Source organism: Pseudomonas sp. LBUM1651, from assembly GCF_059716135.1.
In genome coordinates this window covers 5,028,218-5,042,219 of sequence record NZ_CP166805.1, presented here as the reverse complement: position 1 = coordinate 5,042,219, position 14,002 = coordinate 5,028,218, and the positions used below count along the sequence as shown (strand labels likewise).

Below are 14,002 nucleotides of genomic sequence, written 5' to 3'. Positions count from 1 at the left end.
CGGTCATCACTTCTGATGACCTGGCGGTCACCTCTCCAGGTGACCTGTTTTGCTGCCAATGACGTTTTGTCAGCAAACTGGTGAAGTACTTACTTCATTTGGTGGAGCCGGGGGGATTTGAACCCCCGTCCGCCAGTACTCCGCTGTCGGTTCTACATGCTTAGCCCGTTCAATTAAGTTAACCCGTCGCCACCCGAGGGGCAGGGTGCTAAGGGCGAGCTGTGTAATATTTAGCCGTTACGTCCACAACACACTACGCGGCGATTCTGTTCTGTATGACAATCAGGTCGGGTTTACAGAAATCCCCTGGTGATTGCTGGCGCCGAGGCAGCCAGAAGTGCTTAAGCGTAGATCTTTTCCTCGAAGGAGGAAGCGTTCATTGCAGGAGCACCGTAGTTGGCAAATTTGGCAACTATTAAGTATGCAACAGTGGATTTACGAGTGCTGTTACCCACTCGGCATGCCCCTAGAGTTTTGTTACCGGCGTCGAATCCTGATCGGCCCCAAGTGCGCTAAGGCAGGGCAAATATAAGAAGGCTTAGTTAAATAATCAACAGATTTATTTATTCGTTGTTGAGCGTTTTTTGAAAGTATTTAGTTGGTGAGTGCGGTAATTGGTTGGAGAAATAAACTATTAATTCGAATTGTTGTGTATGGGGGTATTTTCCAAGGGGGCTCTGAAAGAAACTTTCAGATTTGGTGAAGTGCCTGCCTCAATACGGGCTGCAGCGATCCGGTGGTGGAAGATGCACTTAACGAGACCACGATTCTGCACTGGTTTTTTAGGGGCATCTGGATCGGGATTTTCGATGAGGTGGCGATACTCAACTCCTGTCGCCTATTGGAAAAAGGCGGATTGGCGAGAGGAATTTTGCAGATCCCCCCAATCGTGCGCGATCAGGAATGCCAATACCTGTAACCAGATTCTATATTTGGGGGGGCAAATATAGAATCTGCCGCAAGTAGTTCAGTCGTTGTACTGGCTGAGCAACCGTTCCAGACGCGCACTGAGGCGGCGTTTGATTTCGGTTTCGATGTGCGGGGCGAAGTCGTCGATCACGTCTTGCATGATCAATTGCGCGGCGGCGCGCAGTTCGCTGTCCAGGTGCAGCAGTTCGTCGGGATTCTTGCCGGGGGGGGCTGCCGGCGGGGTAGCAGCGGCGGGAGGAGTCGGTTCGACGGTTGGCTGGGAAGCGCTGACCGTGTCGAACAACATCGGAATCTGTTCCTGGTCTCCGTCTTCGACCGTGTCGGTCAGCAGGGGCGGTTGCAGGTTGTCATCGCCGAGCAGTTGGCGGATCGACTCGAGGTCGTCCAGCAGGTGCGCGGACTTTTGCAGCGGTTTTGGAGTGTCCATCGGAATGCTCAGAGTCGCTGTAAACGGTGATCTTGCAGAGGATAGCCCTGTTCGCGGTAGAAACGGAAACTCTCCCGCGCCGCCGCACGAATCGTCGGATCTTCTACCACCACTTCCGCCACGCGGGCGAACTGTTTGGCGAAGGCCGGGACTTTCAGGTCAAGGTTGACCAGCAGGTCCTGATGCTGACCGCAGTCATCGCCAAGCCCCAGCACAATCAAACCGTCAGGCTCGCTTTCAGCGGGGCCGTGGGGCACGAAACTTTCGCCCTTGAAGGCCCACAGGCGCGCATCGAGATCGTCGCGCTGGGCGGCATCGCTGCAATGCAGGTAGATGCGGTGTCCCATGCGCCAGGCTTTTTCGGTGAGCTTGCAGGCGAAATCCAGTCGCGCCGAAGGATCGGCACTGGGCAGGATATAGAAGTCGACTTTGGTCATTGCGGTTCCTGAGCCCGGGGCGGCTATAGAACTACCCTGGGAATTGTAGGAGCGAGCTTGCTCGCGAGAAACTCAAAGACGCCGCGTTTTATGCTGGTTCCCCGCGTCATCGTTGACCACCTTCGCGAGCAAGCTCGCTCCTACAGGGTTAAGCTTTGGCGCGGTCCAGCAGGTACTGGGTCAGCAGGGGAACCGGACGGCCAGTGGCGCCCTTGTCCTTTCCGCCGCTGGTCCAGGCCGTGCCGGCGATGTCCAGGTGCGCCCAGTTCAGGTTCTTGGTGAAGCGCGACAGGAAGCAAGCGGCTGTGATGGTGCCGGCTTTCGGGCCGCCAATGTTGGCGATGTCGGCGAACGGGCTGTCCAGCTGCTCTTGATACTCATCGAACAGCGGCAGTTGCCAGGCGCGGTCGTCGGCAGCCTTGCCGGCGCTCAGCAGTTGGCCGATCAGTTCGTCGTTGTTGCCCAGCAGGCCCGAAGTGTGGGAACCCAGTGCAACGACGCAAGCGCCGGTCAGGGTCGCGATGTCGATCACGGCTTGTGGCTTGAAGCGCTCGGAGTAGGTCAGGGCGTCGCACAGCACCAGACGGCCTTCGGCGTCGGTGTTGAGGATTTCCACGGTCTGGCCGCTCATGGTGGTGACAATGTCGCCCGGACGCGAAGCGTTGCCGCTCGGCATGTTCTCGGCGCAGGCAAGGATGCACACCAGGTTGATCGGCAGCTTCAGTTCAAGCACGGCACGCAGGGTGCCGAAGACGCTGGCGGCGCCGCCCATGTCGTACTTCATTTCATCCATGCCGGCGCCCGGCTTCAGGCTGATGCCGCCGGTGTCGAAGGTGATGCCCTTGCCGACCAGTGCGTACGGCTTCTCGGATTTCTTGCCGCCGTTGTATTGCATGACGATCAGGCGCGGCGGCTGGGCGCTGCCCTGGCCGACGGCGTAGAACGAGCCCATGCCCAGTTCCTTGATCTTCTTCTCATCAAGGACTTCGACTTTCAGGGTTTTGAATTCTTTACCGAGGTTCTTCGCTTGTTCGCCGAGGAACGTCGGGTGGCAGATGTTCGGCGGCAGGTTACCCAGGTCGCGGGTAAACGCCATGCCGTTGGCGATCGCAGTGGCGTGGGCCACGGCGCGCTCGACTTCAGCCTGGGCCGCCTTGATGGTCACCAGGGTGACTTTCTTCAGGGCACGAGGTTCGGCTTTCTGGCTCTTGAACTGCTCGAAAGAGTATTCGCCGTCCACCAGGGTTTCGGCCAACAGACGGGTCTTGCCATAGCTGTCGCGACCTTTGACCACGACTTCGTCCAGCGCCAGCACGGCATCGCTGCCGCCCAGGCCTTTCAGGGTGTTGAGGACGCCGGCGATGATTTTGCGGAACGGACGGTCGCCCAGCTCTTCGTCCTTGCCCACGCCCACGAGCAGCACGCGCTCGGCTTTCAGGTTCGGCAGGCTGTGCAGCAGCAGGCTCTGGCCGACCTTGCCAGCCAGGTCGCCGCGCTTGAGCACAGCGCTGATCGCGCCGCCGCTCAGTTCGTCGAGTTGTCTGGCAGCGGCCCCGAGCTTGCGGCCTTCGCCGACGGCGACTACCAGGGTGGCGGTTTTCAACGTTTCTGGGTTAACGCTTTTTACAACCAGTTCCATGTCCGGATCCCTGAATTGATGGTCAACACGCAAGGGCTCGATGGCATTCGCTCGAGCCTGCTTATAAATAAGTAGTAAGACGCAAGTCACGGCCTGCGACAAAGGCCGCAGTTTGAACCTCGCTACCGGCGCCTGACAACCCTCGGCTCTACAATGTCGTGCCGACGGACTCTGTAGGAGCGAGCTCGCTCGCGAGGAACCCGAGAACACCGTGGGGTGTCAGGCTTCCCGCGTGATCGTTGACGACCATCGCGAGCAAGCTCGCTCCTACAAAGGGTACGCCGCAACATTGTTCGTTATCGTTGAGGGCGAGGGTGCGCACCGCATTGCGCAGTGACAGGCGCACCCAATCACAGGATAATGCGCCAACTTTTTTCGGCGGCTCTGCCCTGCGGGCTGCCTGATATGTTTGCTTGTTTGGCCGCCTTAGCCTGACAACCCTGGAGTGTCTGGTTTGATTGTCTTCCGTTATCTGTCCCGCGAAGTCCTGTTGACCTTGAGCGCCGTCAGCGCCGTGCTGCTGGTCATCATCATGAGCGGGCGCTTCATCAAATACCTCGCCCAGGCGGCTGCCGGCCTTCTGGATCCGGGCTCGCTGTTCCTGATCATGGGCTTTCGTCTGCCGGGCTTCCTGCAGCTGATCCTGCCGCTGGGCCTGTTTCTCGGGATTCTGCTGGCCTACGGTCGCCTGTACCTCGAAAGCGAAATGACGGTGCTGTCGGCCACGGGCATGAGTCAGCAACGTCTGTTCACCATGACGCTGTTTCCGGCCACGCTGGTTGCGCTGGTTGTGGCCTGGCTGAGCCTGAGCCTGGCGCCACAAGGGGCCAATCAGTTCCAGTTGCTGCTGAACAAGCAGGACGCCCTGACCGAGTTCGATACCCTTGAGCCGGGTCGCTTCCAGGCTCTGCGCGACGGAACCCGGGTGACCTACACCGAAACGCTGTCGGATGACCGCATTCACCTCGGCGGCGTGTTTATTTCGCAAAAGAACGTGTCATCTGGCAACAAGGATCGCGGGATTTCCGTGCTGGTGGCCGAGAAGGGCCGTCAGGAAATCCGCCCCGACGGTAACCGCTACCTGATTCTCGACAACGGCTATCGCTACGACGGCAATCCGGGTCAGGCCGATTACCGTGCGATCAAGTACGAAGAGTACGGCGTGTTGCTGCCCAAGCCTGACGTCAGCGACGAAGTCACCGACCGTGATGCAATGCCCACCAGCTCCTTGCTCGGCAGCGACGACCTGCGTTCCCGCACTGAACTGCAATGGCGTCTGTCGTTGCCATTGCTGGTCTTCATCGTGACCTTGATGGCGGTGCCGCTGTCGCGGGTCAATCCGCGCCAGGGCCGTTTCCTCAAGCTGCTGCCGGCGATTCTTCTTTATATGGCTTACCTGAGCATCCTGATTGCCGCTCGCGGCGCCCTCGAAAAGGGCAAGATCCCGCCCGCGCTGGGCCTGTGGTGGGTTCATGGGATTTTCCTGGCCATCGGCCTGGGCCTGCTCTATTGGGAACCCTTGCAGTTGAAGCGGGCAAGTCGCCGCAGCGCGCTGGAGGTGGCCCGTGGTTAAGCTCGATCGCTACATCGGCAGCAGCGTTTTCATCGCGATCCTGGCGGTATTGGGGATCATTCTCGGCCTGGCGACACTGTTTGCCTTCATCGACGAAATGGGTGATGTCAGCGACACCTACACCCTGGTCGATGTGTTGAGCTACGTCCTGCTGACCGCGCCGCGCCGTCTCTACGACATGTTGCCGATGGCGGCGCTGATCGGCTGCCTGATCGGCCTCGGCAGTCTGGCCAGCCACAGCGAACTGACCATCATGCGCGCTGCGGGTGTGTCGGTTGGGCGGATCGTCTGGGCGGTGATGAAGCCGATGCTGATCCTGATGCTGGTCGGTCTGTTGATCGGCGAGTACATCGCGCCGGCAACCGAAAGCACGGCGCAGGCCAACCGCTCGCTGGCTCAGGGCAGTGGCGATGCGCAAAGCGCCAAGCATGGCCTGTGGCACCGTCAGGGTGAAGAGTTCATCCACGTCAACTCGGTGCAGCCCAACGGTCTGCTGTACGGCGTGACCCGTTATCGCTTCGACGATCAGCGCCACATGCTGTCCTCGAGCTTCGCCAAGCGTGCGGAGTTCGACAAGGATCACTGGCAGTTGAGCGATGTCACGACCACGCTGTTCCATGACAAGAGCACCGAGGTGGTGACGGCGCCGGTCGAGCGCTGGAACGTGGCGCTGAGCCCGCAATTGCTCAGCACTGTGGTGATGTCGCCGGATTCGCTGTCGATCACCGGTTTGTGGGGTTACATCCACTACCTGGCGGATCAGGGCCTGAACAATGGGCGGTACTGGCTGGCATTTTGGGTCAAGGTGTTGCAACCGCTGGTCACTGCCGCCCTGGTACTGATGGCGATTTCCTTCATCTTCGGGCCTCTGCGCTCGGTGACCCTCGGTCAGCGGGTCTTCACCGGCGTGCTGGTGGGCTTCACCTTCCGCATCGTCCAGGATCTGCTCGGGCCTTCGAGCCTGGTGTTCGGTTTCTCGCCGCTGTTTGCGGTGCTGGTGCCGGCGGGTGTGTGCGCCCTGGCCGGGGTCTGGTTGCTGCGCCGGGCCGGTTGATAACGGGCATTTCCCGTCCTCGACGCCGATAAAAACGCCCCTGTCGCAAGATCGGGGCGTTTTTTGTAGGTGCCGTCTGACCTGCGAACGTGACGCTTGCGCCGTGGATCAGGTACAATTCCCGGCTATTTTTCGGCGGGCTATGCCTGCAGCCTTTTTGAGTGTTGATCCGTGAGTGATTTGAGTCATATCCGCAATTTCTCCATCATCGCCCACATTGACCATGGCAAGTCGACGCTGGCCGATCGCTTCATCCAGATGTGCGGCGGCCTTGCCGAGCGCGAAATGGAAGCCCAAGTGCTGGACTCCATGGACCTGGAACGTGAACGCGGGATCACCATCAAGGCCCACAGCGTCACTCTGTATTACACCGCTCGCGACGGCATCAAGTACCAGCTCAACTTCATTGACACCCCGGGCCACGTTGACTTCACCTACGAAGTCAGCCGATCGCTGGCGGCCTGTGAAGGTGCGTTGCTGGTGGTCGATGCCGGTCAGGGTGTTGAAGCGCAATCGGTTGCCAACTGCTACACGGCCATCGAGCAGGGCCTGGAAGTGATGCCGGTCCTGAACAAGATCGACCTGCCACAGGCCGATCCGGAGCGCGTCAAAGAAGAAATCGAAAAAATCATCGGCATCGATGCCACCGACGCAGTCGAGTGCTCGGCCAAGACCGGCCTGGGCGTCGATGAAGTGCTCGAGCGTCTGGTTCACACCATCCCTGCGCCGACCGGCAACATCGAAGATCCGCTGCAAGCGTTGATCATCGATTCCTGGTTCGACAACTACCTGGGCGTTGTTTCCCTGGTACGCGTGCGCCACGGCCGTGTGAAGAAGGGCGACAAGATCCTGGTCAAGTCCACCGGCAAGATCCACCTGGTGGACAGCGTCGGCGTGTTCAACCCGAAACACACCGCGACCACTGACCTGAAGGCCGGTGAAGTGGGCTTCATCATCGCCGGTATCAAGGACATTCACGGTGCACCGGTCGGTGACACCCTGACCTTGAGCTCCACGCCGGACGTTGACGTGCTGCCCGGCTTCAAACGCATTCAACCGCAGGTCTACGCCGGTCTGTTCCCGGTCAGCTCCGACGACTTCGAAGATTTCCGTGAAGCCCTGCAAAAGCTCACGCTCAACGATTCGTCCCTGCAGTACACCCCGGAAAGCTCCGACGCCCTGGGCTTCGGCTTCCGTTGCGGGTTCCTCGGCATGCTGCACATGGAAATCATCCAGGAGCGCCTGGAGCGCGAGTACGACCTGGACCTGATCACCACGGCGCCGACGGTAATTTTCGAACTGTTGCTGAAAACCGGTGAAACGATTTACGTCGATAACCCGTCGAAGCTTCCAGACCTGTCCTCGATCGAAGACATGCGTGAACCGATCGTGCGGGCCAATATCCTTGTGCCGCAAGAGCACCTGGGCAACGTCATTACCCTGTGCATCGAGAAGCGTGGCGTGCAGCACGACATGCTGTTCCTCGGTACTCAGGTCCAGGTGACCTACGATTTGCCGATGAACGAAGTGGTCCTCGACTTCTTCGACCGACTGAAATCCACCAGCCGCGGCTATGCTTCGCTGGATTACCATTTCGATCGTTATCAATCGGCTAGTCTGGTGAAACTGGATGTGCTGATCAACGGTGACAAGGTCGACGCCCTGGCGTTGATCGTGCACCGCGACAATGCGAACTACAAAGGTCGCCAGTTGACCGAGAAGATGAAAGAACTGATTCCACGGCAGATGTTCGACGTGGCAATCCAGGCCGCCATTGGCGGTCAGATTGTGGCGCGGACAACCGTCAAGGCACTCAGAAAGAACGTATTGGCCAAATGCTACGGCGGTGACGTTAGCCGTAAGAAAAAACTGCTGGAAAAGCAAAAGGCCGGTAAGAAACGCATGAAGCAAGTCGGCAACGTGGAAATTCCACAAGAAGCCTTCCTTGCAGTGCTCAGGTTGGATAGTTAGGTCCTATGTCACTAAATTTCCCGCTGTTGCTGGTCATCGCCGTGTTCGTCTGCGGCCTGTTGGCGTTGCTCGATCTGGTTTTCCTGGCGCCGCGTCGGCGTGCGGCCATTGCCTCCTATCAGGGCAGCGTCAGCCAGCCTGATGGGGTGGTGGTCGAAAAACTGAACAAAGAGCCGTTGCTGGTCGAATACGGCAAGTCGTTCTTCCCGGTGTTGTTCATCGTACTGGTGCTGCGTTCGTTCCTGGTGGAGCCGTTCCAGATTCCTTCCGGCTCGATGAAGCCGACCCTGGACGTCGGCGACTTCATTCTGGTGAACAAGTTTTCCTACGGGATCCGCCTGCCGGTGATCGACAGGAAAGTCATCGAAGTCGGTGATCCGCAGCGCGGCGACGTGATGGTGTTCCGCTACCCGAGCGATCCGAACGTCAACTACATCAAGCGTGTGGTCGGCCTGCCGGGTGACCAGGTTCGCTACACCGCCGACAAGCGTCTGTTCGTCAACGGCGAGTCGATTGCCGAGCAACTGGTCGGCTCCGAGCCGGGCACGTTGGGCAGCGCCGAGCTCTACAAGGAAAAACTCGGTGCCACCGAACACCTGATCCGCAAGGAAATGAGCCGCTATCGCGCATCGCCGGACCATACGTGGACCGTACCTGCCGGGCACTACTTCATGATGGGCGACAACCGCGACAACTCGAACGACAGTCGCTACTGGGATGATCCGAGCATTCCCAAGGATCTGCTGGGCATGGTTCCCGACAAGAATATCGTCGGCAAGGCCTTCGCGGTCTGGATGAGCTGGCCGGAGCCCAAACTCAGTCACCTGCCGAATTTCTCGCGGGTTGGCCTGATCAAGTAATCAAACACGGCGCTGTTGAACACAGCGCCGAATGCATTTCTGGAACCGCCACAATCGGCACCAGATGCATGAAAACAATGATATTCAGGACGTAATTTTTGAACACAGCGTTAATTGTCCCAAGCCTGCGCCGCACCACGGCCATGGCGGTGGAATCCAGCCACGAACTCAGCGTGGGTACACCGTGAGCGTCTCCTTAAGCCGTCTAGAGCGTCAGCTCGGCTACACCTTCAAGGATCAGGAACTGATGGTCCTGGCCCTGACTCACCGCAGCTTTGCCGGGCGCAACAACGAACGCCTGGAATTCCTCGGTGATGCCATCCTCAACTTCGTTGCTGGCGAGGCCTTGTTCGATCGCTTCCCGCTGGCCCGCGAAGGCCAGTTGTCGCGTTTGCGCGCACGCCTGGTGAAAGGTGAGACGCTGGCGGTACTGGCCCGCGGTTTCGATCTGGGCGATTACTTGCGTCTGGGTTCCGGCGAGCTGAAAAGCGGTGGTTTCCGTCGCGAGTCGATTCTGGCCGATGCCCTGGAAGCGCTGATCGGTGCGATCTACCTGGACGCCGGCATGGACGTGGCGCGCGAGCGCGTGCTGGCCTGGCTGGCCGGAGAGTTCGAAGGCCTGACGCTGGTCGACACCAACAAAGATCCAAAAACCCGCTTGCAGGAATTCCTGCAATCGCGTGGTTGTGAGCTGCCGCGTTACGAAGTGGTGGATATCCAGGGTGAGCCGCATTGCCGGACGTTCTTCGTCGAATGTGAAATCACCTTACTGAATGAAAAAAGCCGAGGTCAGGGTGTGAGTCGTCGTATTGCCGAACAGGTAGCGGCCGCCGCAGCACTGATTGCCCTGGGTGTGGAGAATGGCAATGACTGATTCAACCGCAACACGCTGTGGCTATGTTGCCATCGTCGGCCGTCCCAACGTGGGCAAGTCCACGCTGCTGAACCACATCCTCGGCCAGAAGCTGGCGATCACTTCGCGCAAGCCGCAAACCACCCGCCACAACATGCTGGGTATCAAGACCGAAGGCGCCGTCCAGGCGATCTACGTCGACACCCCGGGCATGCACAAGGGCGGCGAAAAGGCCTTGAACCGCTACATGAACAAGACCGCTTCGGCGGCGTTGAAAGACGTCGACGTGGTGATCTTCGTGGTTGACCGCACCAAGTGGACCGACGAAGACCAGATGGTCCTCGAGCGCGTCCAGTACGTGACCGGCCCGCTGATCGTGGCGCTGAACAAGACCGACCGTATCGAAGACAAAGCCGAGCTTATGCCGCACCTGACCTGGTTGCAGGAACAGCTGCCGAACGCGCAGATCATGCCGATCTCGGCGCAGCACGGGCACAACCTCGACACGCTGGAGCGCGTGATCGCCGAGCACTTGCCGGAAAACGATCACTTCTTCCCGGAAGACCAGATCACCGACCGCAGCAGTCGCTTCCTCGCCGCCGAACTGGTGCGTGAGAAAATCATGCGTCAGCTGGGCGCCGAGCTGCCGTACCAGATCACCGTGGAAATCGAAGAGTTCAAGCAGCAAGGCAAAACCCTGCACATCCATGCCTTGATCCTCGTCGAGCGCGACGGCCAGAAGAAAATCATCATTGGCGACAAGGGCGAGCGCATCAAGCGCATCGGCACCGAGGCGCGCAAGGATATGGAGCTGCTGTTCGACTCCAAGATCATGCTCAACCTCTGGGTCAAGGTTAAAGGCGGCTGGTCCGACGACGAGCGCGCGTTACGTTCGCTGGGTTACGGCGACCTGTAATACTGCATAAAGATCCACTGTGGGAGCGAGCCTGCTCGCGATGAGGGCCTGGTATTCAACATCAATGTTGACTGACAGTCCGCTATCGCGAGCAGGCTCGCTCCCACATTGGTTTTGGGCTGTTTGTAAAACTGCGTTCCTTCATTGAGATCTGCGATTTCCATGTCCCAACCCATCGGCCAACCCGCCTTCGTGCTCCACAGTCGCGCCTACCGCGAAAGCAGCGCCCTGGTGGACTTCCTCACGCCGCAAGGTCGGCTGCGGGCCGTGTTGCGCAGTGCGCGGGGCAAGGCGGGGACGTTGGCGCGGCCGTTCGTGCCGCTGGAAGTGGAGTTTCGTGGCCGTGGGGAGTTGAAGAACGTCGGCCGCATGGAAAGTGCTGGCGTTTCCACCTGGCTCAATGGTGAGGCGCTGTTCAGCGGTCTTTACCTCAATGAGCTGCTGATTCGCCTGTTGCCCTCCGAAGACCCCCATCCCGCTGTCTTCGATCACTACGCCGCGACGTTGCTTGCGCTGGCCGAAGGTCGTCCGCTGGAGCCGTTGTTGCGCTCCTTCGAATGGCGCTTGCTCGACGATCTCGGTTACGGCTTTGCCCTGACCACCGACATCCACGGCGAACCCATCGCCCCAAATGGTCTCTATCGTTTGCAAGTGGACGCCGGCCTGGAACAGGTCTACCTGCTGCAACCCGGTCTGTTCAACGGCACCGAGTTGCTCGCCATGGCCGACGCCGACTGGTCAGCCCCCGGCGCGTTGTCCGCCGCCAAGCGTTTGATGCGCCAGGCATTGGCCGTTCACTTGGGCGGTCGTCCCTTGGTCAGTCGCGAGTTGTTTCGCAAGCCCTGATCACCCCGTATGCTGTGCACCGAACTTTCTCTTCTTCTGGAGCGCTTCCGTGACCACCAGCAATCGCATTCTTCTTGGCGTGAACATCGACCACGTTGCCACCCTGCGTCAGGCCCGGGGCACTCGCTATCCCGATCCGGTCAAGGCCGCACTGGACGCGGAAGAGGCGGGCGCTGACGGCATCACTGTGCACCTGCGTGAAGACCGTCGGCACATCCAGGAACGTGACGTGCTGCTGCTCAAGGATGTGCTGCAAACCCGCATGAACTTCGAAATGGGCGTCACCGAAGAAATGATGGCGTTCGCCGAGCGCATCCGTCCGGCACACATTTGCCTGGTCCCGGAAACCCGTCAGGAGCTGACCACTGAAGGCGGCCTGGACGTGGCAGGGCAGGAAGCGCGGATCAAGGCCGCAGTGGATCGCCTGGCGAAGATCGGTTGCGAAGTGTCGCTGTTCATCGATGCAGACGAGCGGCAGATCGAAGCGTCCCGCCGCGTGGGTGCTCCGGCGATTGAGTTGCACACCGGTCGTTATGCCGATGCCGAGACGCCGACGGACGTGGCTGAAGAGCTGAAGCGCGTGGCCGATGGCGTGGCGTTTGGCCTGGCCCAAGGGCTGATCGTCAATGCCGGCCACGGTTTGCACTATCACAACGTAGAGGCGGTCGCGGCGATCAAGGGCATCAACGAACTGAACATCGGCCATGCGCTGGTGGCGCATGCGTTGTTTGTGGGGTTCAAGTCTGCTGTGTCTGAAATGAAAGCGCTTATCCTGGCTGCAGCGTTGAAAGGCTAGATCGGCGGCGCGGCCATCGCGGGCAAGCCTTGCTCCTACAGTTCCGGGTGTACGAGAGTTGTGTGTTCGACACGGACCTGTAGGAGCAAGGCTTGCCCGCGATGGCGTCTTTGAAGGCGGCGAAGATTTAAAGCTGCGGGGTTTCCTGATTCGGCTTGGTCTTGTCGACCCCAGGCACATGCAGATTGCCCTCGGCGACCTGATTGCCTTCCAGCTGCGGCTGCGTCACCCACGTCAGGATGTCGTAGTAGCGACGGATGTTCGCCACAAAATGCACCGGCTCGCCGCCCCGGGCGTAGCCGTAGCGCGTTTTGCTGTACCACTGTTTCTGCGACAGGCGCGGCAGGATTTTCTTCACGTCCAGCCACTTGTCCGGGTTCAGTCCTTCCTTCGCCGCCAGTTTGCGCGCGTCATCCAGGTGACCGCCGCCGACGTTGTAGGCCGCCAGTGCAAACCAGGTGCGATCCGGTTCCTGGATCGATTCGTCCAGTTGATCCTTTATGTACGCCAGGTACTTGGCGCCGCCCATGATGCTTTGTTTGGGGTCCAGTCGATTGGACACGCCCATGGCCTGCGCAGTGTTTTGGGTCAGCATCATCAAGCCTCGTACGCCGGTCTTCGACGTGACAGCCGGTTGCCAAAGAGATTCCTGATAGCCGATGGCCGCCAGCAGGCGCCAGTCGACTTTCTCTTTCTTGGCGTAGGCCTTGAAGTGTTGCTCGTACTTGGGCAGTCGTTGTTGCAAGTGTTGGGCAAAGGTGGTGGCGCCCATGTAGCCGAGTACATCGACGTGCCCGTAGTAGCGGTCTTTCAGGCGTTGCAGGGTGCCGTTCTTCTTCACCTTGTCGAGGTAGTCGTTGATCTCGTTGAGCAGGCTGTTGTCGTCACCGGCCGCTACGGCCCAGCTCTGGTTGCTGGCGTCACCGAGGTCAAAGGCGACCCGGATGTTGGTGAAGTAGACCTGGTTCATCGCCACTTCGTTGGAGTCGACCAGGGTCAGATCGATCTGGCCTTCATCCACCATGCGCAGCAGGTCGACGACTTCAACCGCGTCGGACTCTTCGTATTCAATGCCGGGAAATTTCTGTTTCAGCTCCGCCAGTTGCCCGGCGTGCGTGCTGCCCTTGAGCACCATGATCTTCTTGCCGACCAGATCCTTTGCATCGGTCGGCCGCGACTGGCCGTTGCGATAGATGATCTGCGGGGTGACTTCCAGGTAGGGGTGGGAAAACCGCACCTGCTTCTTGCGCGCTTCGCTGCTGACCAGGCCGGCCGCCGCGATCACCGGGCCGTTGGGCTTGCCCACCTGGTTGAACAAGTCGTCGAGGTTGTCGGCGGTTTCGATCTTGAGTTCGACCCCCAGATCGTCGGCGAAGCGCTTCACCAGCTCGTATTCGAAGCCGGTTTCACCGTTGCGATCCTGAAAGTAGGTGGCGGGGCTGTTTCGGGTAACCACCCGCAGCACGCCATCCTCCTTTACGCGCTCCAGCGTGTTGGGTTTATCAACACAGCCACTGAGCACCAGGAAGAGTCCGGTTGCGATCAGCCATTTGGCGTACCGCGGACGCAAAGCCGTTGGGGAAAACATCTGCGCAGTATACGCAAAGGACCACGAGCGCCATATCTCGACAGCGAAGGCCTTGTCTGCTAGGGAGCGGAAAACCGCTCTGGAGCCCGCAGGAATGGGCTCGAACCCCATT

12 protein-coding genes and 1 other RNA gene are annotated in these 14,002 nt (G+C 59.5%); 8 read left to right on the top strand and 5 right to left on the bottom strand.

The window, feature by feature from the left end:
• Nucleotides 1–99 precede the first annotated feature (99 nt).
• The 4 genes from ssrA to ACA066_RS23565 form a co-directional block, all read right to left on the bottom strand.
• Nucleotides 100–505: a transfer-messenger RNA gene (ssrA, locus tag ACA066_RS23580) on the bottom strand.
• Between the two features lie 462 nt (nt 506–967).
• Nucleotides 968–1,357 carry a DNA polymerase III subunit chi gene (locus ACA066_RS23575; protein ID WP_497696849.1) on the bottom strand — a complete coding sequence of 130 codons (390 nt, stop codon included), beginning with the start codon at nt 1,355–1,357 and terminating at the stop codon, nt 968–970.
• A gap of 8 nt (nt 1,358–1,365) precedes the next feature.
• Entirely contained in the window at nt 1,366–1,794 is a 429-nt protein-coding gene (locus ACA066_RS23570; RefSeq protein ID WP_497696848.1) for a DNA polymerase III subunit chi, read from the bottom strand.
• Between the two features lie 148 nt (nt 1,795–1,942).
• Nucleotides 1,943–3,433, bottom strand: coding sequence for a leucyl aminopeptidase (locus ACA066_RS23565; protein WP_497696847.1), 1,491 nt, complete (start codon nt 3,431–3,433; stop codon nt 1,943–1,945).
• A 454-nt stretch (nt 3,434–3,887) separates the two neighbouring features.
• Here ACA066_RS23565 and lptF point away from each other — a divergent pair, with 454 nt between their 5' ends.
• From lptF to pdxJ, 8 genes are all read left to right on the top strand, one after another.
• The gene (gene lptF, locus ACA066_RS23560; protein ID WP_497696846.1) at nt 3,888–5,006 is read left to right on the top strand and encodes an LPS export ABC transporter permease LptF; all 1,119 of its coding nucleotides are present in this window, start codon (nt 3,888–3,890) and stop codon (nt 5,004–5,006) included.
• On the top strand, nt 4,999–6,060 hold the full coding sequence (gene lptG / locus ACA066_RS23555; RefSeq protein WP_497696845.1) for an LPS export ABC transporter permease LptG: 1,062 nt from the start codon (nt 4,999–5,001) through the stop codon (nt 6,058–6,060). Before lptF ends, lptG begins: the two co-directional genes overlap by 8 nt.
• Nucleotides 6,061–6,231: 171 nt before the next feature.
• Entirely contained in the window at nt 6,232–8,031 is a 1,800-nt protein-coding gene (gene lepA / locus ACA066_RS23550; RefSeq protein WP_497696844.1) for a translation elongation factor 4, read from the top strand.
• Nucleotides 8,032–8,036: 5 nt separating this feature from the next.
• Complete coding sequence (gene lepB / locus ACA066_RS23545; RefSeq protein WP_497696843.1) at nt 8,037–8,891, top strand: signal peptidase I; 855 nt, start codon at nt 8,037–8,039, stop codon at nt 8,889–8,891.
• A 184-nt stretch (nt 8,892–9,075) separates the two neighbouring features.
• Nucleotides 9,076–9,765: a ribonuclease III gene (gene rnc, locus ACA066_RS23540; protein WP_032828632.1), complete on the top strand. Its 690-nt coding sequence runs from the start codon at nt 9,076–9,078 to the stop codon at nt 9,763–9,765.
• On the top strand, nt 9,758–10,660 hold the full coding sequence (era, locus tag ACA066_RS23535; RefSeq protein WP_008026691.1) for a GTPase Era: 903 nt from the start codon (nt 9,758–9,760) through the stop codon (nt 10,658–10,660). Before rnc ends, era begins: the two co-directional genes overlap by 8 nt.
• 162 nt (nt 10,661–10,822) lie before the next feature.
• Entirely contained in the window at nt 10,823–11,506 is a 684-nt protein-coding gene (recO, locus tag ACA066_RS23530) for a DNA repair protein RecO (protein WP_497696842.1), read from the top strand.
• A gap of 49 nt (nt 11,507–11,555) precedes the next feature.
• On the top strand, nt 11,556–12,302 hold the full coding sequence (pdxJ, locus tag ACA066_RS23525; RefSeq protein WP_008151581.1) for a pyridoxine 5'-phosphate synthase: 747 nt from the start codon (nt 11,556–11,558) through the stop codon (nt 12,300–12,302).
• A gap of 127 nt (nt 12,303–12,429) precedes the next feature.
• On the opposite strand, the gene mltF is transcribed toward pdxJ, so the two are convergent.
• A complete protein-coding gene (mltF, locus tag ACA066_RS23520) occupies nt 12,430–13,890 on the bottom strand; it encodes a membrane-bound lytic murein transglycosylase MltF (RefSeq protein WP_497696841.1) in 1,461 nt (486 codons plus the stop codon).
• Between the last annotated feature and the right edge of the window lie 112 nt (nt 13,891–14,002).

Coding starts and splice junctions, on each gene's coding strand:
- ACA066_RS23575 (WP_497696849.1), bottom strand. CDS start 1,357: ATGGACACTCCAAAACCGCTGCAAAAGTCCGCGCACCTGCTGGACGAC.
- ACA066_RS23570 (WP_497696848.1), bottom strand. CDS start 1,794: ATGACCAAAGTCGACTTCTATATCCTGCCCAGTGCCGATCCTTCGGCG.
- ACA066_RS23565 (WP_497696847.1), bottom strand. CDS start 3,433: ATGGAACTGGTTGTAAAAAGCGTTAACCCAGAAACGTTGAAAACCGCC.
- lepB (WP_497696843.1), top strand. CDS start 8,037: ATGTCACTAAATTTCCCGCTGTTGCTGGTCATCGCCGTGTTCGTCTGC.
- era (WP_008026691.1), top strand. CDS start 9,758: ATGACTGATTCAACCGCAACACGCTGTGGCTATGTTGCCATCGTCGGC.
- recO (WP_497696842.1), top strand. CDS start 10,823: ATGTCCCAACCCATCGGCCAACCCGCCTTCGTGCTCCACAGTCGCGCC.
- mltF (WP_497696841.1), bottom strand. CDS start 13,890: ATGTTTTCCCCAACGGCTTTGCGTCCGCGGTACGCCAAATGGCTGATC.